This is a genomic window from Streptomyces sp. NPDC001373 (assembly GCF_042895815.1).
GTDB lineage: Bacteria > Actinomycetota > Actinomycetes > Streptomycetales > Streptomycetaceae > Streptomyces.
In genome coordinates, this window is the sequence record NZ_JBIAWQ010000001.1 from 100643 (window position 1) to 120559 (window position 19917).

The 19917-nt window shown below is 72.3% G+C and carries 32 protein-coding genes and 1 pseudogene; 23 read left to right on the forward strand and 10 right to left on the reverse strand.

Annotated features, from left to right (window positions below):
- Positions 1-75: 75 nt before the first annotated feature.
- On the forward strand, positions 76-588 hold the full coding sequence (locus ACFY15_RS00415; protein WP_390824765.1) for a M23 family metallopeptidase: 513 nt from the start codon (positions 76-78) through the stop codon (positions 586-588).
- A gap of 16 nt (positions 589-604) precedes the next feature.
- Here ACFY15_RS00415 and ACFY15_RS00420 read toward each other — a convergent pair whose 3' ends face one another.
- From ACFY15_RS00420 to ACFY15_RS00445, 6 genes and pseudogenes are all read right to left on the reverse strand, one after another.
- A complete protein-coding gene (locus ACFY15_RS00420; RefSeq protein WP_390689031.1) occupies positions 605-1168 on the reverse strand; it encodes a TetR/AcrR family transcriptional regulator in 564 nt (187 codons plus the stop codon).
- 81 nt (positions 1169-1249) lie between these two features.
- Complete coding sequence (gene whiG, locus ACFY15_RS00425) at positions 1250-2086, reverse strand: RNA polymerase sigma factor WhiG (protein ID WP_390824766.1); 837 nt, start codon at positions 2084-2086, stop codon at positions 1250-1252.
- A 209-nt stretch (positions 2087-2295) separates the two neighbouring features.
- Positions 2296-3480 carry a DNA-processing protein DprA gene (gene dprA / locus ACFY15_RS00430; RefSeq protein WP_390824767.1) on the reverse strand — a complete coding sequence of 395 codons (1185 nt, stop codon included), beginning with the start codon at positions 3478-3480 and terminating at the stop codon, positions 2296-2298.
- A 2-nt stretch (positions 3481-3482) separates the two neighbouring features.
- Positions 3483-4862, reverse strand: a pseudogene (locus ACFY15_RS00435) (YifB family Mg chelatase-like AAA ATPase); the annotation flags it as partial.
- Between the two features lie 18 nt (positions 4863-4880).
- The gene (locus ACFY15_RS00440; RefSeq protein ID WP_390824768.1) at positions 4881-5045 is read right to left on the reverse strand and encodes a hypothetical protein; all 165 of its coding nucleotides are present in this window, start codon (positions 5043-5045) and stop codon (positions 4881-4883) included.
- Between the two features lie 293 nt (positions 5046-5338).
- The gene (locus ACFY15_RS00445) at positions 5339-5737 is read right to left on the reverse strand and encodes a hypothetical protein (protein ID WP_390824769.1); all 399 of its coding nucleotides are present in this window, start codon (positions 5735-5737) and stop codon (positions 5339-5341) included.
- A gap of 276 nt (positions 5738-6013) precedes the next feature.
- Between ACFY15_RS00445 and ACFY15_RS00450 the strand changes: the two genes are divergently transcribed.
- The 21 genes from ACFY15_RS00450 (at position 6014) to ACFY15_RS00550 (ending at position 17413) form a co-directional block, all read left to right on the forward strand.
- The gene (locus ACFY15_RS00450) at positions 6014-6328 is read left to right on the forward strand and encodes an XRE family transcriptional regulator (protein WP_390824770.1); all 315 of its coding nucleotides are present in this window, start codon (positions 6014-6016) and stop codon (positions 6326-6328) included.
- Positions 6329-6585: 257 nt separating this feature from the next.
- Positions 6586-7029: a hypothetical protein gene (locus tag ACFY15_RS00455; RefSeq protein WP_390824771.1), complete on the forward strand. Its 444-nt coding sequence runs from the start codon at positions 6586-6588 to the stop codon at positions 7027-7029.
- On the forward strand, positions 7026-7415 hold the full coding sequence (locus ACFY15_RS00460; protein ID WP_390824772.1) for a hypothetical protein: 390 nt from the start codon (positions 7026-7028) through the stop codon (positions 7413-7415). The genes ACFY15_RS00455 and ACFY15_RS00460 overlap by 4 nt, the downstream gene beginning before the upstream one ends.
- Positions 7408-7818 (forward strand): hypothetical protein, encoded by a 411-nt coding sequence (locus ACFY15_RS00465; RefSeq protein ID WP_390824773.1) that lies wholly within the window; start codon positions 7408-7410, stop codon positions 7816-7818. The genes ACFY15_RS00460 and ACFY15_RS00465 overlap by 8 nt, the downstream gene beginning before the upstream one ends.
- Complete coding sequence (locus ACFY15_RS00470) at positions 7815-8222, forward strand: hypothetical protein (protein ID WP_390824774.1); 408 nt, start codon at positions 7815-7817, stop codon at positions 8220-8222. Before ACFY15_RS00465 ends, ACFY15_RS00470 begins: the two co-directional genes overlap by 4 nt.
- Positions 8219-8815, forward strand: a complete 597-nt coding sequence (locus ACFY15_RS00475; RefSeq protein WP_390824775.1) for a hypothetical protein — start codon at positions 8219-8221, stop codon at positions 8813-8815. The genes ACFY15_RS00470 and ACFY15_RS00475 overlap by 4 nt, the downstream gene beginning before the upstream one ends.
- A complete protein-coding gene (locus ACFY15_RS00480) occupies positions 8812-9849 on the forward strand; it encodes a YqaJ viral recombinase family protein (RefSeq protein ID WP_390824776.1) in 1038 nt (345 codons plus the stop codon). The genes ACFY15_RS00475 and ACFY15_RS00480 overlap by 4 nt, the downstream gene beginning before the upstream one ends.
- A 1-nt stretch (position 9850) precedes the next feature.
- A complete protein-coding gene (locus tag ACFY15_RS00485) occupies positions 9851-10609 on the forward strand; it encodes an ERF family protein (RefSeq protein ID WP_390824778.1) in 759 nt (252 codons plus the stop codon).
- Positions 10606-11352, forward strand: coding sequence for an exonuclease domain-containing protein (locus ACFY15_RS00490; RefSeq protein ID WP_390824779.1), 747 nt, complete (start codon positions 10606-10608; stop codon positions 11350-11352). Before ACFY15_RS00485 ends, ACFY15_RS00490 begins: the two co-directional genes overlap by 4 nt.
- Positions 11352-11681, forward strand: a complete 330-nt coding sequence (locus ACFY15_RS00495) for a hypothetical protein (protein ID WP_390824780.1) — start codon at positions 11352-11354, stop codon at positions 11679-11681. Before ACFY15_RS00490 ends, ACFY15_RS00495 begins: the two co-directional genes overlap by 1 nt.
- On the forward strand, positions 11678-12307 hold the full coding sequence (locus ACFY15_RS00500) for a hypothetical protein (RefSeq protein WP_390824781.1): 630 nt from the start codon (positions 11678-11680) through the stop codon (positions 12305-12307). The genes ACFY15_RS00495 and ACFY15_RS00500 overlap by 4 nt, the downstream gene beginning before the upstream one ends.
- Entirely contained in the window at positions 12304-12738 is a 435-nt protein-coding gene (locus ACFY15_RS00505) for a hypothetical protein (RefSeq protein ID WP_390824783.1), read from the forward strand. Before ACFY15_RS00500 ends, ACFY15_RS00505 begins: the two co-directional genes overlap by 4 nt.
- Entirely contained in the window at positions 12735-12956 is a 222-nt protein-coding gene (locus tag ACFY15_RS00510) for a WhiB family transcriptional regulator (RefSeq protein ID WP_390824784.1), read from the forward strand. The genes ACFY15_RS00505 and ACFY15_RS00510 overlap by 4 nt, the downstream gene beginning before the upstream one ends.
- The gene (locus ACFY15_RS00515; RefSeq protein ID WP_390824785.1) at positions 12953-13258 is read left to right on the forward strand and encodes a hypothetical protein; all 306 of its coding nucleotides are present in this window, start codon (positions 12953-12955) and stop codon (positions 13256-13258) included. The genes ACFY15_RS00510 and ACFY15_RS00515 overlap by 4 nt, the downstream gene beginning before the upstream one ends.
- Positions 13255-13491: a hypothetical protein gene (locus ACFY15_RS00520; RefSeq protein WP_366454911.1), complete on the forward strand. Its 237-nt coding sequence runs from the start codon at positions 13255-13257 to the stop codon at positions 13489-13491. Before ACFY15_RS00515 ends, ACFY15_RS00520 begins: the two co-directional genes overlap by 4 nt.
- A 101-nt stretch (positions 13492-13592) precedes the next feature.
- Positions 13593-14579, forward strand: a complete 987-nt coding sequence (locus ACFY15_RS00525; protein ID WP_390824786.1) for a hypothetical protein — start codon at positions 13593-13595, stop codon at positions 14577-14579.
- Complete coding sequence (locus ACFY15_RS00530) at positions 14579-15244, forward strand: hypothetical protein (protein ID WP_390824787.1); 666 nt, start codon at positions 14579-14581, stop codon at positions 15242-15244. Before ACFY15_RS00525 ends, ACFY15_RS00530 begins: the two co-directional genes overlap by 1 nt.
- 9 nt (positions 15245-15253) lie before the next feature.
- Positions 15254-15520, forward strand: a complete 267-nt coding sequence (locus ACFY15_RS00535; RefSeq protein ID WP_390824788.1) for a hypothetical protein — start codon at positions 15254-15256, stop codon at positions 15518-15520.
- A 50-nt stretch (positions 15521-15570) separates the two neighbouring features.
- Complete coding sequence (locus ACFY15_RS00540; protein ID WP_390824789.1) at positions 15571-15885, forward strand: hypothetical protein; 315 nt, start codon at positions 15571-15573, stop codon at positions 15883-15885.
- Between the two features lie 57 nt (positions 15886-15942).
- Positions 15943-16665 carry a hypothetical protein gene (locus tag ACFY15_RS00545; protein WP_390824790.1) on the forward strand — a complete coding sequence of 241 codons (723 nt, stop codon included), beginning with the start codon at positions 15943-15945 and terminating at the stop codon, positions 16663-16665.
- Positions 16666-16756: 91 nt separating this feature from the next.
- The gene (locus ACFY15_RS00550) at positions 16757-17413 is read left to right on the forward strand and encodes a hypothetical protein (protein ID WP_390824791.1); all 657 of its coding nucleotides are present in this window, start codon (positions 16757-16759) and stop codon (positions 17411-17413) included.
- Here the strand turns inward: ACFY15_RS00550 and ACFY15_RS00555 are convergent, their stop codons facing one another.
- The 4 genes from ACFY15_RS00555 to ACFY15_RS00570 form a co-directional block, all read right to left on the reverse strand.
- The gene (locus ACFY15_RS00555) at positions 17414-17662 is read right to left on the reverse strand and encodes a hypothetical protein (RefSeq protein WP_390824792.1); all 249 of its coding nucleotides are present in this window, start codon (positions 17660-17662) and stop codon (positions 17414-17416) included. It lies immediately after the preceding gene.
- 9 nt (positions 17663-17671) lie between these two features.
- Positions 17672-17929: a hypothetical protein gene (locus ACFY15_RS00560; RefSeq protein WP_390824793.1), complete on the reverse strand. Its 258-nt coding sequence runs from the start codon at positions 17927-17929 to the stop codon at positions 17672-17674.
- Between the two features lie 103 nt (positions 17930-18032).
- Positions 18033-18356, reverse strand: coding sequence for a hypothetical protein (locus ACFY15_RS00565; RefSeq protein WP_390824794.1), 324 nt, complete (start codon positions 18354-18356; stop codon positions 18033-18035).
- A gap of 111 nt (positions 18357-18467) precedes the next feature.
- A complete protein-coding gene (locus ACFY15_RS00570; protein WP_390824795.1) occupies positions 18468-18695 on the reverse strand; it encodes a sigma factor-like helix-turn-helix DNA-binding protein in 228 nt (75 codons plus the stop codon).
- Between the two features lie 131 nt (positions 18696-18826).
- On the opposite strand from ACFY15_RS00570, the gene ACFY15_RS00575 reads away from it, so the two are divergent.
- The gene (locus ACFY15_RS00575) at positions 18827-19894 is read left to right on the forward strand and encodes a hypothetical protein (protein ID WP_390824796.1); all 1068 of its coding nucleotides are present in this window, start codon (positions 18827-18829) and stop codon (positions 19892-19894) included.
- Positions 19895-19917: the final 23 nt, after the last annotated feature.

The window sequence follows — 19917 nt, forward strand, 5'->3', positions numbered from 1 at the left end:
GACGCCCTTGTCCACACCCTTTCGCCCGTCCACAGGCGCGGGCGGGCCGGGGCGCCCGCGCGGGACGCTGGGCCCATGACGACGACACTGCTGCTCACCCTGCTGTTCGCCCTGTCCCGGGCCCTGGTCCCGGGCCCCGCCGCCCCCGCCGAGCGGGCCTTCACGGCGGTCCGGCCCCTGCCGCCGCCGCTGTCCGTGGCCCGGTGGTGGGACCCGCCCCCGACCCCGTACGCGACGGGGCACCGCGGGGTGGACCTGTCGGCCCCGGCGGGGGCGGAGGTGCGGGCCGTCGGACCGGGGCGGGTCCATTACGCGGGGCGGGTCGCGGGGAGGGGCGTGCTGTCGCTCACCCTCCCGGGCGGGCTGCGGACCACGTACGAGCCGGTGCGGCCGCTGGTCGCGGAAGGGGAGGCGGTCGCGGCGGGCCAGGTGGTGGCGGTGCTCACGGAGGGCGCCCACTGCCCGGAGCCCTGCCTGCACTGGGGCCTCCTGGCGGGCCAGGACCTCTACCTCGACCCGCTGGCGCTGCTCCCCGCGCCCACGCCCCGGCTGCTGCCGTCCGCCCCGGACCCGGACCGGCCGGGCTGAGCCCGTCCCCCGCGGATCAGGCCGGGCCGCTGATGCCGTGCAGGGCCATGCCGACCGCGGTGGCGGTGATCACGGCCGGGTCCTCGGCGGCGCCGAGCTCGATCCGGCGGGCCGCCGCGTCCACGACCCCCTGGAGCAGCATCGCGGCCAGGCGGGGCTCCGGCTGCCCGAGGGACTCCAGCGCCTCGACGATCATCGCGACCAGGCCGCCGTGCGCGGCACGGATCTTCTCCCGCGCGCCCGCGTCCAGCTCGCCGGCGGAGATGGCCACCACCGCCCGGTGGCGCCGGTCGCCCACCAGGTCCAGCTGGCTGCGCACGTACGCCTCGATCTTGGCGGCGGGAGTCGGCGCGGCCTCCATCGCCGCCTCGATCTCGGCGGCCCAGACGGGGAAGTCCACCGCGCACAGCTCTTCGACGACGGCCGCGCGCGACTTGAAGTACTCGTACACGGAGGACCGGGCGAGGCCGGTCCGCTCCGCGAGGGCGGGGAAGGTCAGGGCCTCGGTCCCGCCTTCCGACAGCAGGGAGCGCGCCGCGTCCAACAGGGCGCCGCGCTGCATCGACCGGTGCTCGGCCACGGAGGCCGCTCGAATCCTGGGCACGTCACCACTGTACGGAGCGTGCGCAAGCTCCACCGGCCGCTCCGGCGGGAGGGCGGGTCAGCGGCCGACGTCCGCGAGTTTGGCGCGCAGCTGGAGCACGGACTTGGTGTGGATCTGGCTGACCCGGCTCTCGGTGACGCCCAGGACGTTGCCGATCTCGGCGAGGGTGAGGCCCTCGTAGTAATACAGGGTCACGACCGTCTTCTCCCGCTCCGGGAGGGTGTTGATGGCCCGGGCGAGCAGCCTGCGCAGTTCCCGGTCCTCGGCCACCTCCACCGGGTCGTCGGCGGCGGTGTCCTCCAGGGTGTCCATCAGGGACAGGCGGTCGCCGCCCTCGCCGCCGACGTGCAGCAGCTCCTCCAGGGCGACCACGTTGGCAAGGGACAACTGGCTGAAGACGGTGTGGAGTTCCTCGACCCCGATGCCCATCTCCCCCGCGACCTCGACCTCGGTCGGGGTGCGCCGCAGCTGCGCTTCCAGGGTGGCGTAGGCGCGCTCCACGGCGCGGGCCTTCTGGCGTACGGAGCGTGGGATCCAGTCCAGCGCCCGCAGCTCGTCGATCATCGCGCCGCGGATCCGGGTGATCGCGTACGTCTCGAACTTGATGGACCGGTCGATGTCGAACTTCTCGATCGCGTCGATCAGCCCGAAGACCCCCGAGGAGACGAAGTCGGCCTGCTCCACGTTGGGCGGGAGGCCGACGCTGACCCGGCCCGCCACGTACTTGACCAGCGGCGAGTAGTGCAGGATCAGCTGCTCCCGCAGCCGCTCGTCACCCGATTCCTTGTATGCGCGCCAGAGCAGCTCCAGGGACGAGGGCTCGGCGGACCGCACGCTGCCACGGGCAGCGGGTGGCACCGAAGCGCGGTCGGACCCTGAGGTGTGCTGGGGCATGCTTCGCCTTTGCCGGAGCGGGATTCCTTGGGAGCGTAGCGTGACGGAAGTGTCGCGGTGCGCGAAGAGTACGGGATGGCGCAGGGCCGCAGGGGCGCCCGGACTCGCGCGGGCGGCCCGGGACCGGCGCCTCGCGCTCGGCCCGGGCGGCCGCCTCGGGGAAGACCGCGTCTCTCATCGCCGTCACTCTTTCACCGGAACGCCCCAGGTCAACGACCGCCTCGCCGGGCGGCTCCGGATTCCCCCTCCCCCTCGGGCCGGCGGCGGGTCAACCGCCAGGCGTCGCCCCGCCGTTCGACGAACCCCAGAGAGTGAAGTTCGTACAGTCTGCCGATGACTTCATCGGTACCGGCGCCCGCGGCGAGGGAGATCTCGTCCACGTCGGCGGGCCGGCCGGCGGGGAGGGCTTCGAGGACCCGGACGGCTCCCGGGTCGAGCAGGTCGCGGGGAAGGACGGGGCCGCGCCGGGCGGGGGCCAGCTCTCCCATGGCGCCGACCAGCTCGACGACCTCGGCGGCGTCGGTCACCAGGACGGCCTCGCCCCTCAGCAGCTCGTGCACCCCGGCCGAGAGGCCGCTGGTGGCGGGGCCGGGGACACCCATGGTGAGGCGGCCCAGCCGCTGGGCCCGGCGGGCGGTGACGAGGGAGCCGCTGCGCTGCGCGGCCTCCACGACGACGGTGCCCCGGGTGAGGGCGGCGATGACCCGGTTGCGCAGGACGAACCGGCTGGGCGTGGGATGGCTTCCGGGCGGGAGTTCGCCCAGCACCAGTCCCTGACGGGTGATCCGGCCGAGCAGTCCGGCGTGGCCGCGCGGGTAGGCCGTGTCCACCCCGCAGGCCAGGACCGCGGCCGTGGCGCCGCCGGAGGCGAGGGCCCCGCGATGGGCGGCCCCGTCGATCCCGTACGCCGCCCCGGAGACCACCACCCAGCCCCGCTCGGCGAGCCCGGCGGCCAGGGTCTGCGCCATGTGGGCCCCGTACGGGGTGCAGGCGCGGGCGCCGACCACGGCGACGGAGCGCAGGGCCCAGGTCCGCAGGTTCGGCCGGCCCCGCAGCCAGAGCCCGACGGGCCGGGCGTCGCCCAGGTCGTCGAGCTGCGTCGGCCACTCCGCCGATCCCGGGCAGACGAACCGGACGCCCTCCGCGGCCGCCCGGTCCAGGTCCTGCCCGGGATCCGCCAGCGCCGCCCGCCGGCGGTACCCGGCGAGCCGCTCGGGGCCCACCCCCGTCAGCGGGCCGGGCTCCGCGTCGGCGGTCCCGCTCAGGATCCCCATCAGCGCGACGGGGCCGAACTCCCGCAGCCAGCGCCCGCCGTGCTCGTCCCCGGGCTCCAGGACCCGGGTGAGCGCCGCCCGGGCCAGGAACTCCGGATCCGGCCGCCCGGCGGCGCTCACGACCCCGCCCCCAGGGCCGACGCCGCCCCGCGGGCGATCCCGGTGCGCAGTTCCAGCGCGACGGCCGCGTCCAGCGCCTCGGGGCGGTCGCGGCCGCGCAGGTCGGCCACGGTCCAGGCGACCCGCAGCACCCGGTCCAGCCCCCGGGCCGTGAGCAGCCCGCGCTCCATCTCCCGCTCGGCCTGCGCCATGGCTCCGGGTCCGGCCGGCCACCGGGTGCGCAGCTCGTGCCCGGGCACCTCGGCGTTGAGCCGCCAGGGGGTGGCCGCGTACCGGGCGGCGGCCCGCTCCCGGGCTTCCCGCACCCGGTCGGCGACGGCCCTCGTGGTCTCTCCCCGGCCGCCTCGGCCGAGCAGGTCGGAGCGGGTCACCGGTTCCACCTCCACCCTCAGGTCGACCCGGTCGAGCAGCGGGCCCGACAGCCGGGCCTGGTAGCGCCGGATCACCGGTGAGGGGCATTCGCATCCGGACCCGGTCAGGGTGTGCCGCCCGCAGGGGCAGGGGTTGGCCGCGAGGACCATCAGGAAGCGGGCGGGCAGCCGTACCACCCCGGCGGCCCTGGCGATGACCACGTGTCCGGCTTCCAGGGGCTGGCGCAGGGCGTCCAGCACCTTCCCGCTGAACTCCGCGGCCTCGTCCAGAAAGAGCACGCCTTTGTGAGCCAGGGAGACCGCCCCGGGCCTGGGGACCCCGGCCCCGCCGCCCACCAGTGACTGCATGGTCGCCGAGTGGTGCGGGGCGCAGTACGGGGGCCGGGAGACCAGCGGTTCGCCGGGCGGGAGGATTCCCGCGACCGAGTGGACGGCCGTCACCTCCAGGGAGTCCTGTCGGGTGAGGGGCGGCAGGATCCAGGGCAGCCGCTCGGCGAGCATGGTCTTGCCCGTGCCCGGGGGGCCGTTGAGGAAGAGGTGGTGGCCCCCGGAGGCGGCCACCTCCAGGGCCCGGCGGGCGCCGTGCTGCCCGGCGACGTCGGCGAGGTCGGGGACGTCCTGGGCCTCCTCCCCGCCCCGGGCGAGACCCGTGCCGAGTCCGGCGCCCGGCAGGAGCAGCCCGGCCAGCATCGGGTCCGGGCGCCCCTCCCCGTCCGGCGGGTCCTCGTCGGGGACCGGTGCGTCGGTCAGGACGGCGATCAGCTGCCGCAGGCTGCGCACGCCCAGCACCGCCACCTCGGGGACCAGGGAGGCCTCGGCGGCGCACTGCTGCGGCACCACCACCTGCCGGTAGCCCGCCTCGGCGGCGGCGAGCACGGCCGGCAGGATCCCGCGGACCGGGCGCACCCGGCCGTCCAGCCCCAGCTCCCCGATGAGCACCAGGTCGGCGATCGCCCCGGGGTCGACGACCTCGGCGGCCCCCAGGACGGCCGCCGCGACGGCCAGATCGAATTCACATCAGAGGCACATTTACATCTCGGGGCGCGGGCGCGCCTCACCCTCAGAGGCATAGGGGACAACGAGGCCGGTGGCGTAGGCGTGCTGGATGTGGTCGTTCAGCTCCTGGACGAGCTGCTTCACTTCGGCGTCCGGCCGGACCGCGAGGTACAGGCGGGTGGCCGTCTGCACGGGCACGAGTGCGCGCCCCTCCGGAACGAGCTCTGAAATCACCACCTGGGGCACGGCCACGGTGCGACTCGGCTGATCCTGGGTTTCGGTGCGTGCTCCCTGCGACATGCGACCCCCTTGGCGCATCCTGCATCACAATTCGTCCGTGCGTTCGAACACGCAGGCGTGACACAGGTAGTTGAACAGCTTCGCCCCCAGGCGGTGAGTTAATAGTGCCGCATTGGACTACCTGTGACTACCGCACGCAGGCATGAACTACTCTGCGTGGCCGCCATACCCGCTGGCATATGCCCGAACCCCTATTCCTGTCGCGTGAACGATTCCAACAGGCGCTGGAGTTGCTCACGCTGAGTAGGCGTCAGGGTTTCGGTGCTCTTGACCAGGGCTCGAGCCTCGCCGGACGCCGACCAGACCACATCCATACCGAAGAACTCGGCACCGGCGGCGTCCTGGACGCGCCCCAGCGGGACATCCAGGCCGGCGGCCAGCCCGCGCAGCATCGGGAAGTCCGGGATCTGCACCGGCAGATTCGTGGCGAGCCGGTGCAGCCACGAGGACTTGACCGCCGGCTCCCCGGTCTCGGGGTCGATGCAGCGGGCCGCGAGTCGCTCGTAGCTCAGACCGAGCACGCTCTTGCGGTCGCGCACGAGATCTCTGAGCTGAGAGCGCTCCGTAGCGGAACGATCTTGTGCAGCCATGAGAGCCATCCTGCCACTCCTGCTCTGGCCATGGGTCAGTGGGTGTCCATGTGACCAGTGAGGCGGTCCACCCATACCCCCTAATGGGCGCGGGTCTGCCATCCCAGCCGTAGGACAGAGTGTCCATGCAATGCAACGGCGCACACCAGGGCGCATCGCAGAGATTGGCCAAATCCTCACCACCCGTCCAAGAGGCTGGACGACACGTCCAAGCTATGCAATGCTGAAGCCATCCAAGCAGTGCAACGAGTCACTGCACGAGATGGACGGATGCTGATGTCTGAGCACACGATTCCGCTCTTCCAGCTGGTGGACCGATCCCTCCTGGCCACCCTCATGAAGCGCACCGGTTCCGGTGCCTCCGTGAGCGTCCGGGAGCTGGCCGCCCAGGCAGAGGTCTCACGGAGCACGATCGGGAACCTTCTGTCCGGCAGCCAGGAGGCGGTGTTCGCCCCGACGGCCTGCCAGATCGCCGCCGCGATCGGCGTGGATGTCCTGATTCTGTTCACCCCCACGGGGCGCGCGACCCGGCACTCGGGCCGCACCAGCACCCCCCGTTCGGGGCGGCGCCGGCTCGAGGCCGCAGCGTGACCGCCCCCTTCAACCGCGCTGCGGCGGAACGCCGACTCGGCCCCGACGCTGTGGCCGCGATCCGCGCCCTGGTTGACGCGGCGCCCCCGCTGAGCGGAGAGACCCGCATGCAGCTTCAGGCGGTGTTCGCCTCCGTTCCGAGGCCGCAGTCGACCCCGCGCGGACAGCTCGCCGCCTGACCCGAGAAAACGGGGCCGCCCGGACGGCCATCCGGAACAGCCCCTCGGCACACCTCACCACTGACAGAGAGGTACACCGTGATCCACCACCCTAGCCCGACCGACCTGCCGCACGGCGCCCGCCGTACGGTCCTGGTCGCCCTCCCGATCCGGCCGACCGTGCCGGACACGGTTGAGGGTGTCCTCCTCGCGGCCGCCCGTGTCATCGCCCGGGTCGGCCTGCACCACGGCGACTACGTGCTGGACGCGCTCGGCCGCGACGGCCTCGACGTGCCCATGTTCATCCGCCCGATGTCCGTGGTCGGGGCGATCCGGTACGCGGCGACGGGCTCGCCGCACGGCATGTCCACCTTGGCCGACATGGCCGTGAACTTCCTGGCCCTGTCGCTGGACAGGGGCCCGGTGTGGCGGGACTGGCGGTCCCTGGAGCAGCACGTGGACGACTGGTCGGACACCGTCGACAAGGCGGCCGCGGTAGCGGTGCTGGAGTCGGTCGCCACGACGCCGGAGCGTGCGGCGTGAACGCGGAGCGGGTGCGCGCGGCGGCCGGTGCGCTGCACGCGGCGATGGAGCAGGGTGCGGCGACGCCGGCGGAACTGGCGTACGACCTGGAGGCGGCGGGGCTGCTCCAGTCGCCGGAGTCCGCCGCCGAGCTGGCCCGGCTGCGGGCCCGGGTGGCGCAGCTGGAGGCTGACCGCTACGCGGAGGTCTCCGCGTGGCTGTACAAGAAGGCGCGCGAGTACCGGTCGACGCGCAACCGGGAGCACGCCGTTCAGGCCGAGGTGCTGGAGCGGATGGCCTCGAAGGTGGCGCGCGGCGCCATCCGGCCCACCGAGGACCCGCACGACTCCCCGCTCCACCACGACTACCGGCTTGGGCGTGACCTGCCGGAGGTGCCTCGTGGCTGACCGTCCGATCACCCCGTCCGGCTGCCAGCACTGCGGCATCCCGACGGACGAGCACGGTCGACAGTGGCTGTCCACCGTCGGCGTGCACGTCTGGGAGCCCCCGACCGACCGCCAGATCCTCGCCCGCATGCAGATGCGGCGCGCGTTCCAGCTCCAGCTCCTCGACGCCGCCGGGGCCACGTTCATCGACGGCCGGGAGTACCGCGACCGGTACGGCGACACCTGGCGCGCGGTCAGCGACGGCGGGTTCGAGTTCGTCGCCTGGGTCGACGGCCGGACCGTCGCCTCGGCCGCCCGGCGTGGCCCGACCGAGCCGCCGCTCATCACCCACTACGGGGACGCCCGGTCGGTAGTCCGTTCCTCCGGCCCCATGACCCTGATCTCCACTCTGGAGGACCAGTGACCACCAACCCGTCCCGCGAGCCGGGCCTGTCCATCCGCCTCGACACGATGTGGCTGTCGGGCATCCTCCGCGCCGACCAGATCCGCCGGGACACGCTCGTCTCGCTCGTCGCCACGTGGGCAGAGGACGAGGCCCGCGAGAACGTCGTCCTCCAGCTCGACGCGCTCGCCAAGGCAGTGACCTCGCCGAAGGAGGGGGAGCTGGACCACCTCATCGAGGCCGTCGAGGACGCAGCGGCGATGGACGACGCCGAGGTCCGTATCGACTTGACGGCCGCGCTGCGGCTGCGGGCCGAGCTGGACGCGGTGATCGAGACGCTTGGTCGGTTCAACCCGGCGGCCGTGGTCCGGCCGGTGCTGCTGGCGAAGGCGCCCGGTCAGCCGGAAAGGGGGGCCGCCGCGTGAGCGTTCGTGACTCCTTGATCGGCCTCCTTGCGCCGGAGATCGGCGAAGCCCGCGCGATCCAGCTGCTGAACGAGTTCATCGTCTCGGCGACAGTGGGCTCGCGCTCCAGCCGGGATGCGCACCGGGCCGAGGTTCTCGCGGAGGAGGCGGCGACTCCGCTGGTCGTGCGCCGTTTCGACTGCTCCCTCGAACCGGCTCTGGAGGACGAGAAGCCCGAGCTGCTCGTGTGCTGCGTCGCAGAGGACGGGCGCCCGGTGGCGCTGCTCCTCGACGACGAGGTACGAACCAAGCTGGCCGGGCTCCTCGGTCTGGCGGATGGGAAGGGCACCGGCGCTCCCAGCGGCGAGCCCACCCCGGTTCCCCGCCGGACGGACGCCGAGCGGCGTCACTGGCTGCTCTCCGTGATCATCAGCGAGCGCGGCCAGTGGACCGCGGGCCGGGTGAAGCGGCTCTACGCCCGCTACTGCGAGACCCACGTCCTTCGGTCAACGATCCGCCGCGAACTCGCCGCGCTGTACGCGGCTGGTGAGCTGGAGATGCACCACGAGTCGGACCGCCGGTACTACACCCTGGCTCCTGGCGGTGGCCGATGATCGAGACCGTGCTGGCCGGGGCTTCGGCCCCGGCCGCCGGCCGCCGGGTCACCCCCACCGGCCGCCTCATCCTCCCCGCCGACGCCGACCGCACCGACTGGCTCACCGCCCGCCGCTCCGGCATCGGGTCCTCCGACGTCCCCGCCATCCTCGGCCTCGTCGAGCAAAACCCGCCGCTCAAGGTCTACTACGACAAGCTCGGCTACGACGTCGACGACGCTGGCGAGGCCGCCTACTGGGGCACCGTCAACGAGGAAAACGTCGCCCGCCGCTGGGCCATGCAGAGCCGCAGCGTCGTCCGCCGAGTCGGCCTCGTCGCCCACCAGGACCACCCGCACTGGATGACCACCCTCGACCGGCGCGTCACCCATTGCCCCCTGTCCGAGGAAGAACAGGCGCCCTGCGCGCTGGAAGTCAAGACCCGCTCAGCGTTCAAGTCCGCGCAGTGGCACGCCGGCGCCCCCGACGACGTCACCGCCCAAGTGCTCTGGCAGATCATCGTCAACGGCTACGAGCACATGCACTACGCCGTCCTGATCGGCGGCAACGAGTACCACCAGGGCGTCATTCGGTCGGACCAGTACCAGGACGTCATGGCCGACATCACGGCGGCCGTGGAACGGTTCTGGACCGAGCACATCCTGGCGCAGGTTCCGCCCGCGCCGGTTGGTGACGGAAACGCGGTGGTCAAGGTGCTCCGCCGCGTCCACCCCACCCGGTCCGGGACGGTCGACGTCGACATGCACCCGGACGCGTACGACGCGCTGTGCGACTACAACCGGCACCGCAGCGCCGAGTCTTCCGCGAAGAAGGCGAAGAACTCGGCGAAAGCCCGCCTTGTGGCTGCCCTGGGCAACGCTCAGGAAGCCCTCCTCAGCGGCGAGCGCGCCTACTCGCTGGAGCCCAGCAACGCGGCCCCGAAGGTCGACCTGGAGCTCCTTGCCGAACGGTGGCCGGACGCCTACACGGCGTGCGTCGCCCCGAACCCCACCGAACGCCTCTCCATCGCTCCGCAGTACAAGGGGGATATCTGACATGGGCCTGCGCGAAAACGCAGCCGCTGCGGCCGGCCGTACGACCTCGGTCGTAGAACACCAGACCACCGTCGCGCCGAACCTGGAGGAGCCGGACCTCGGCGACCTCACACGCGACGCCGAATCCCTGCCCGCAGTCGTCGCCTGGTCCCGGGTGATGGGCGAGGTCCGGGCGATCGGCAAGGACCAGCGGTTCGACGGCGGCAGCGCCGGACGGTTCAACTTCCGAGGCGTCGACCTGGCGCTGAACGCCTTCGGCCCGGCCTGCCGCAAACACGGCGTGGTGGTCACCCCGGTAAAGGTCGAGCCGCAGTACCGCGACATCAGCACCAAGAACGGTGGCGTGAAGCGGGAGTGCACCGTCCTGGTGACCTTCCGAATCTTCGGCCCGGCGGGCGACTACTTCGACACGCAGGCGGCGGGCGAGGCGTCCGACTCGGGAGGCCGGTCCACACCGAAGGCCCAGTCCATTGCGCTGCGCACGCTGCTTCTGTCGGCTGGCCTGGTTCCGACGGAAGACCGGGACGCGGACGCCACCGAGTTCGAACGGGCGGAGTCCCCGATCCGGCCTGCGACCAGCTACCTGGACGAGGTCTGCAACCCGCACACCAGCACGGGTCGGCTGCGGCAGATCCACCACGAGCTGAGCAGCACCCGACAGCTCGGCGCGCTCGTCACGAACGAGGTCGGCGAGGAGGAACGGATCGGCGAGATGGTCGTCCGCATCGGCAAGGAGCGCGCCGCCGGGGGTGCCCAGTGAAGTTTGCTGACGCCCGCCGGCTCGCGTTCGACACCGAGACCACCGGCCCCAACCCGGCCGAGGACCGCATCGTCACCGCCGCCCTCATCGCCCGCGGCGGCGGCCTCCCCGACCGGGCCATGTCCTGGCTGATCAACCCTGGGATCCCGATCCCGGCCGAGGCCACCGAGGTCCACGGCATCGACGACGCGACCGCCGCCACCGGCGCCGCGCCGGCCGAAGCCCTCGACGACATCGCCGACCACCTCGCCCGGGCCCTGGCCTACGGCATGCCCCTGATCGCCTTCAACCTGTCGTTCGACTGGACGATCCTCAGCCGAGACCTGGAGCGGCACGGGCTGTCACCGATCGCGGACCGCCTGCCCGCCGGCCTGGTGCCCGGACTGGTCGACCCGCACGTCATCGACAAGCAGGTTGACCGGTACGTCAAGGGCTCCGGCATGCGGAAGCTCAAGCCCACCGCGGAGCGGTACGGGGTCGAGCTCACCGACTGGCACACGGCCGAGGCCGACGCTCTTGCCGCGCTGCTGATCGCCGAGGCGCAGTTCGAGAAGTACCCGCACCTGAACGACCTGGACCCGGCTCAGCTCTTCGCGGCACAGCGCGCGTGGCGGGCCGAGCAGCAGGCCGGATTGCAGGAGTGGTTCCGCACGAAGGCCACACCGGAGCAGGGCGGCGACCCGCAGAAAGTCATCCGGGGCGAGTGGCCCCTCATCCCCCACCAGCAGGACGGAGACCTGTGATGCCCGTATCCGGACGCCGCCACCAGGCCCTCAAGGCCGACTACGCCGAGCTCCTCAAGGCCAACGCCGCGCTGCTCGCCGAGCTCGATGAGGTAACCGCCGAGCGGGACGCCGCCCGCGACGTCGTGCGCGGCCTCGCCAACCGCAACCGCGCGCTGCTCACCGGCCCGCGCACCGCTGCCGAATCCGACCTGCTTCGACGGCTCCGGCAGTCCGAGGACGCGCAACGGCTGCTCGCTGGCCAGCTCGACATCCTCCAGGCCGCGAATGAGGGCGCGGCCCGCGAGGCGTACGACCTGGCCAAGGCCGCCCGGCAGGTGGCCGCGTGAGCCTCACCGTGACCCCCGCGACCGGGATGCCGCTCACCCTCCCGGCCGCGGTGACCAAGCCCCGCCCCGTCGTAATCGGCCTCGACGTCGCCCTCAACGCCTCCGGCGTCGCCGGGGACGGCTGGACCGACCACGTCCGGTGCACCAGCACCAGCCGACACGCCCGCCTCGCCTACCAGCTCGACGGCCTGTCGTCGTTCTACCGGAACGCGGACTACGTCCTCATCGAGGGCGCCGCCTACTCCCGCGGCCACACCCAGGGCGCCGACGTCCTCGCCGCGATGCGGTGGATGATCCGCCACGACCTGTGGAAGCGGCGCATTCCGTACGCAGTGATCACCCCCAGCAAGCGGATCACCTACGCCATCGGCAGCACCGTCCACAAGGACGAGAACGGCGTCCGCCTCACCGGGACCGCCCTCAAGGCCGTCGTGAAGGAAGCCGTGGAGGACACCTACGGCATCCACACCGAGGGCCCGTGTAAGTACGACGAGGCCGACGCCTACGTCCTCCTCGCCATGGGCTACGCCCACCTCGGGCACCCGCTCGCCGACGTGCCCCCAACGCACTCCCGGGCGCTGGACGGCTGCGACTGGTCCGGGTTCGACAAGGCGGTGTCCCGATGAAGATCCGAGCCGACATCGCCGAGATGCTCCGCGACGGCCTCACCGACCGGCAGATCGAGAAGCAGGCCCACGTCTGCCACACGACCGTAGCCGCTGCTCGCAAGGATCTTGGGATCCCGGTCTGCCGTGGCGGAGCCCGCACGACCGTCAGCCTCGCCGAGGCCATCCTCATGCGCTCCGAGCCCGCCGGCGACGGACACCGCCGGTGGACGGGCCAACTGTCCGCCAAGGTGCCCGTGCTCCGCTGGCACGGCCGCCGCACCACCGCCTACCGGGCCGCGTTCATCGCACATAACCACCGGGCCCCCGTCGGGATCGTCCAGCCCGGATGCGGCAAATCCTGGTGCGTCGCCCCCGCCCACATGGACGACCGGCCCGCCCGCGAGCGGAACCGCGCCACCTACGCCGCCCTGCTCGGAGGTGCCTCATGAGCTGGGAAGACAGCGCCCTCTGCGCCGAAACCGACCCCGAGGAGTTCTTCCCCGAAAAGGGCGGAACCACCCGCGCGGCCCGGACGGTCTGCATGGCCTGCGAGGTCCGCGACGAGTGCCTGGATGCCGCCCTCGCCCGCCCCGAACGGTTCGGGATCTGGGGCGGCCTGTCCGAAAAGGAACGCCTCGCGCTCCGCCACCACGAGGAGGCGGCGTGAACTCGGCGGCCGCGGCCTGGATCCGCGACACCGTCCTCGTCCAGTCCGCAGAACTCGTCGGCCCGCGAGCTGGCGGCCCGTGCCCGTGCGACGCCCGCCGCCCCTGCGCGGCGTGCCAGGTCGGCAGCCACTACCAGTGCGGCGGCTACCTGGAGGACCGCGAGAAGAGCCTCTACGGGCCCGGGCTCGCCTGGCCCCCGCGCGCCGGCGTCTGGACCACAGGCCCGACATGCCGGGCCCAGTGCACCTGCCGCTCCTGCCACCCGCCGGAGCCCCCGCAACAGCTCGGGCTGTTCGGGTGAGCGGCCGCCGTCCGCGCCGGACCCCCACCGCGCTCCCCGCCTCCGGCGTCCTGGACTGGTCCGACAAATCCCACTGGGCCCGCACCCAGGCGCCCTGCCGGTACTGCCAGCGCCCCACCTTCCTCCGTGACGACGATGGCCGCCCCGCCGACAAGGTGTGCGCCGAGGACGCGCTCCAGCAGCAGGCCGCCCGCGTTGCTGCCGCCTACCGGAACGACGCGATCCAGCCCTAGCCCTCCCACAGCCCGCCCGGATCCCGGCCGGCGCCCGCGGTTCGACGCCGCGGGCGGGCGCCAGACCCACCCCCTGCTCCACCGAACGGAGATCACCCGAGATGCCCTGGTTCAACGTGGACGACGGGTTCGACACGCACCCGAAGGTGCGCAAGGCCGGCAACGCCGCGGCGGGCCTGTTCTGCCGCCTGGGCTCCTACTCCGCCCGGCACCTCACCGAGGGCCAGCTCGACGCCGACGTCGTCCGCGACTACGGAACACCCGCCACGGTGCGCAAGCTCATCACGGTCGGCATGCTCCACCCGGTCGGCCACGGCTGCGAAAAGTGCGAGCAGCCGATGGACGGCGGGTACGTCATGCACGACTACCTCGACTACAACCGGTCGAGGAAGCAGATCGAGGCGGCCCGCGAGAACGGCAGGAAGCGGCAGCAGAAGGGCCGTGACCGGGCGCGCGACGAGCGAAACGCGAGTGATTCCGACGCGAATCTCGGCGCAAACTCGCGTGAGAATGCGCCGAGTTCCTCGCCGAACCCGCACGAAAATGAACCCCTGTTTGGGGATGAACCCGCAGGTCAGGACGGTGCGTCACAGCGTGACACCCTCCAGGGTGCTACGGGTGTCCAATCCCCTCCACTCCAATCCGAGGTTCCTCCTACGGAGGAACCTCCCCCCTACCCCCCACACGCTGACGACCGTCTCCCCGCCGTCCGTGACGCAGGCGAGGCGGCGGTAGCGGGAGCACCCGCCTGGCTCCAGCCGCTCATCAGCGCCATGGGCCAGGCCGGCATGCACGTCCCGTGGAAGTTCAAGGGCGACGACTTGATCCGCATCCACAACGACATCCACCGGCTCGGCATCCCGCTGATGATCGAACAGGCCCGGCGGGGCTGGCAGTCCGCCCGGACGCCCGTCATCTCGTCGCGGTTCTTCTACGACAGCTGGCACGCCGTTCCCACCCCCGAGCCCGCAACCGACGGCCGCCCCAACCTCCGCGCCGTCGGCGGCCCGAGCAAGACGTCCGAGTACCTCGAAGACATGGCGGCCATCGCCGAAGAGCTCCGCCAGCGAAAGACCGGAGGCGCCTGATGGAACCCGAGCAGATCCCCGAGCTGATCGCCCAGATCGCCCTCGCCGACCCCCGCGTGAAGCGGGACGACAAGGTCGAGCGCCGCGCCCAGATCCTCATGTGGGCCGGCATCCTCACCGACGTCCCATACGACTTCGCCATCCGCGCCGCGCAGCAGCACTACGCCGAGAAGGTGTGGCCGGTCCTCCCCGCGGACATCGCGACCCGGTGGGCGGCCACCGTACGAGACCGCATGAACCGCGACGCCGACCCCGAGCCCCACGGAGTCGACCCCGACGACGAGCAGGCCTACCGGGCCCAGCTCGCCGCCCGCCGCCGGGCCGTCGCGCACGGGCACACCGCCCCCGTCGAGGCCCACGAACTCACTGCCGCCCCCGACGAGGTCCAGGAGCGGCTCAGCCGGATCGGCCGCTACATCCCGGACCACGCCCGGGATGCCCTCGCCTCATACCGCCCCGTGCGCGCGGCCCGCGAACGCCTCGTCCGCACTGGCCAGCCCGACCCCCTCGCCGTCTCCTGCCCCTGGTGCGGCGCCACCGTCGACCAGGCCTGCCGCGGCCGCCGAGTCACCCCCGGCCGCGACCCCGAAAGCAAGCGTCAAGGCGCCCGCGCACCGCACCCCTCCCGCCTCGAGGCCGCCCGCAGCCACCCCAACGCCGCCTGAGGAGACCCCATGCAGCCCTGCCACTGGTACGACGACGGCCACGGCGGCCGCTACCTCGTCCCCGGCTGTGCCACCCGCGCCCACGACCCCGACGGCGAAACCTGCACCTGCCCCACCCTCGCCGACCAACTCGCCAAGGCCCGAAGCGAGATCGCAGCCCTCAGGAAGGCAAAGAAGAGCTTCGACCACTGGCACACCGCCATCCTCGTCGCCGTCCACGCCCACCCCGACGGCGTCCAAATCATGAAAAGCGCCGCCGCCCAAGCCGGAGTCTGACCGGCGCACATCCGGATCGTCTGCCCTCGCACACAAGGAGACCCGCCCACATGAGCATCTGGACCACCGCCTATCTCGCCTACGGCCTCGAAATCCCCGCCCGCGACACCGACGAACTCGACCGCACTCTCGGCCCCCTCAAGAGCAACGTCGGCCACCTCGAAGCCGGACCGTACGACCGCGATCGGCTCTACCTCGTCACCGCCTGCCACAGCGCCGACCTCCGCATGTCCGAAACCCCCGACATCCCCCGCAACGACGCCCAGTACCTCACCTGGGACGACCAACTCCGCACCGCCCTCGCCGCCCTCGGCCTGGCGACCGACCAGCAGTTCACCTGGCACCTCATCGCCAACCAGAACTGACCTGCCGGGTCCAACCTGACCCGGTTCCCGCCCTCTCGCGCGCAAGGAGAAGCCCTCATGTACCCCACCCTGTTCACCACCCCCGGCCTCGCCGCCTTCGCCGAGGAGGTCGACGCCGAGCGCTCCCGGCAGCTGGCCAAGTTCGGCGACCAGCGGCACCCCGACATGACCGGCGACGCCACCGCCCAGTGCGACGCCCGGCTGATGTTCGACGAGTGGGCCGAGCAGTACCGGCAGATCAACAACGGCCACCTCGACCAGCGGGACACCGATCCACGCCTGGACTGGACCGGGATCCTCCTGGAGGAGGTCTACGAGGCGCTCGCCGAGCCCGACCCGGCTCGGCTGCGCGCCGAGCTGATCCAGATCGCGGCCATCTGCCAGGCCTGGGTGTCCGACATCGACCGGCGGCCGCTTGCGCTCGCCTGCCAGTGCCTGCCGGCCACAGCGACCGAAGGCCCACTGCGCTGCGACGAGCACCTCGTCCAGCGGGCCAGCACCAAGGAGGCCCGGCCTGCCCGGCGCACCGCGGACACGATCACCGACAACGACCTCGACGAGCTGTACGCCCGCATCGACACCCTCACCGCCGTCTGCCGCAGCAACCGGCGGGCCTACGCCGGCGCCATCCAGGACGTACAGGCCGCCGAGCAGCGCGCCAAGCAGGCAGAGGCCGCGCTCGGCCGCGTCCGCGCCGAGCACGACCGCATCGCCGCCCTACCGACGGTCGACCGGATCCGCGCCGCCATCGACGAGCCCCAGGCGATCCGGCCTGCCTGAGCATGCGCGAGGGGCGCATCCACCGTCCGCCACAGACCGGATGCGCCCCCAGGTGGCCACCACCGTACCCCTACCGCCCCAGGAGTCTCACGTGACCGCCATTGCCGCCCTTCAGCTCGTCGTCCGCCACTGGGACGACCTCCACGAGCTGCGCACCGCCCGCCCGCACGACGCATGGCCGCCGGCCAGCCTCCAGGCCTACCTCCGCACCGTTGAGGAGTACGACCCCGCGGACCGGTCCGCGCCCGTCCGCCTGCACGTCGTCGACACGATCCGCGTCGTCGAGGCCGTCCTCGTCGCCCTCGCCGACCAGATCGCCGCCCGCGTTCAGTCCTCCCCCGTCGGCCCCGCGCCGGCCGATTGGGCCGCCCGCGGCTGGACCACCGCCGACCGCGACCGGCGCAACGCCCTGTCCGCCGCAGACGCGGCCGATCCGGCCCGCTGGCCGTTCGTCGGCACCCGCACGGGCCGGCAGGCCGCCGTCTGGCTCGCCGCCCGCGTCCGTGGCGACGTCGGCCCCTTCCGGCCGCTGACCGGGGCCGAGCTGGACGAGGTCACCCGGGTGGCCGCGGGGGCCGCCGAGCGGGTCGAGCACGCCCTCGGGATCCGCCGGCGCAGCGTGGGCACCGGCCGGGCGTGCGGCTGCGGGAACGAGCTGCTCCTCGAGGGCGGCGACGGGCGGCCGCCGAGCCTGGTGTGCAGGGCCTGCGACCGGTCGCTCACCCTGGCCGAGTCCGCGGCCGCGTAGCTACTCGGTACCGGCCCCGTCCGAACCCTCGGGCGGGGCCTTCGCCGCAGTCTTGAGCGCCTTCTCCACCTCGTGCCGCGAGAGATCCTTCTCCTTCGCGTACTTCGTCACTGCGGCATGCACCGCGTCCACCGCGTCCAGCCAGGGCTTCCACCCGGCCGGGCTGTACTCGCTGCTGGTTGCCACCTGGCGAGCGAGGTTGGCCTCGCGCTGGAGATTGATCAGTTCGCTGGGGAGTTCGATTGCCACCGCGCGATCCTACGGTCCGGCGCCCGGCGCCTCGCCGGGGCTCGCGGCCCACACCTCGGGACCGCCGCCGCGCCACTCCATCAGCGGGTCCCCGGCCGCGAGGACGGCGTCCGGATCGTCCACGCCGATTCTCCGGAGGAACTCCGCCACGTCCGCCAACGTGTACGCGGTGCCGAGGACCGAGTCCTCAGCGTGAATGTGCGCGACGACCCGCCGGCCGCCGGTCGAGGTGGGCGGGTGGACGACGATCCGAGCACGGTCGGGCATGCCTCTACGGTGCGCCCGGACGACCGCGGACGCACCCGGACAGCACGGAGCCCCCGATCCGCAGGGATCGGGGGCTGCCCTGTCATACCTGGCGAGCCCACTTTCAGCTCTGCCACCCAAAGCGAACGCTGCTACTGCCCGGCTTCGGCGGCACCTCGACCCTCGCCTCATGCTCCGAATACGGGAAGTAGTCCTCCGTCGCGGCCACGGTCGGGTGCTCGTCGAACACGGCGCTTTCCAGAGCCCTTCGCGCCTCACGCAATGCATCACCCGCCGCGCCAAGCTGCTTCGCCGGGAAGGCCCTCTCCCCTGACCGCGGGTAGGCGTTCTCCAAATCCACTTCCGCCTGCAACAACGCAACTTGAAGGCCGGCGAGGATCTGACCCAGCCGCAGATGATCGGAGTGGGAGAGACCGCGCTTAGCCATCGTGATGCTCCTCCGTTCGGGGAGCCGCAGCCTACCGCTCACCACACGGGGCCCGGCTTCGCGCAGGCAGGAAGCCGCCGACCCGCCGGGGATCGGGGCTCTGCCGTGCGACTACTCGGCGACCGGCGCCATGGCCTCAGCGTCGGCCGCGGCCATGATCTGGCGGACCCGCTCCCGCGACCACCCGATACGCCGGGCCACCTCGGCTTGGGCGCCGCGCTCATCGGTGGAGCGCAGGCAGGCGACCGCTTCGGCTGTGAGTTCGGCGCGCGCCTTGTCGAGGGCCGCCTCTGCGCGCCGGTAGCGCTGGGCGGCTGCGTCAAGGGCGGTGGTGTCCATGCCGCCATGATGCCACGCGATCAGCCAACCGAATAGGCCAACACACTTGGCCAAGCCACTTGACAACGTCAAGGCGGTTGGCCAAGCTAGTTGACGTAAGGCAGTGGAGAAGAGCCCAGGAGGACACCCTCATGACCGAGTACGGAATCTTCGAGGACAGCGCCTGCATCGAGGCTGGCTTCCACGGCGACCACGGGAAGGCGACGGCCGACGACAGGGTCAACCAGTGGGTGCAGACGAACCCCGAGATGGTCGGCGCCTACGCGGTCCTGGAGCTCTGCCCCGACCACGAGGAGCAGCCGAAGCACGGCTGCGAGGAGTGCGCCACCGACGGCGACGAGCCGGTCGAGGACGACGACGAGTCCGAGGAGGACGGGGACGCAGAGAGCGCCGCCACCGAGACTGACGCCCTCCTCAAGTCGTGGGTGCCGTCCCGTGAGGCGTGCTTGCGTGCGGCGCGCGTCGCCCTGACGGAGATGCCCGTCAAGTGGCGGGACGACCCCGCGTACTGGGTGGGCCGTCTCGGGCAGGCTCTCAAGGGCGTCATGCATCACGTGGACGCCCCGGCGGCCGAGGTTGGGGAGACGGGGGACGACCGGGAAAGTGCCAGCGAGGAAACGCCCGAGTTCGCACCCGTCGCCTTTCACGACGTGCACGAGGGCGACCGCGTCCGGTTCGTCACCGCCAACAACGGGTTCGGCGGCGGCGACGACGTGTGGCGCACCGGCACGGTGGTCAAGGTCACCGACAAGACGGTCACGGTCGAGATCACGGGCCCCAACCCGCTCGCCGAAAACGTCTTCGTGGGCGGCAAGTCTCGCAAACTGGGCCGCACCGCCAGCCTGCGCCGGACCGATTGGCAGCGCCGATGCGTGAGCAAGGCCGTCGCCGAGCAGCCCTCCCGCCGCCCCTACAACGCTGAGAACGTGCGGATCGTCGACGAGGGTGCCGTCGTCACCGCCGTGTGGGTCTCCGACCCCACCATCGACCCGTCTGCCGCCCTGGAGAACATCCTCCGCCGCGACCTCCCCTACGAGGTGGAGGTCATCGCCGAGGCCAGCCGCTTCTACAAGCGCGACGGCGCCGACTTCTCCGGCTGGGTCGTTGCAGGTAACGGGGGGAACAGCGACGGCATCCCCAACAAGCGAGAAGCCATGAAGAACCTCGGCTACGCGATCCGCGACCACTTCACCCGCTGAACACAGCGGCCCCGGCTGGAGGT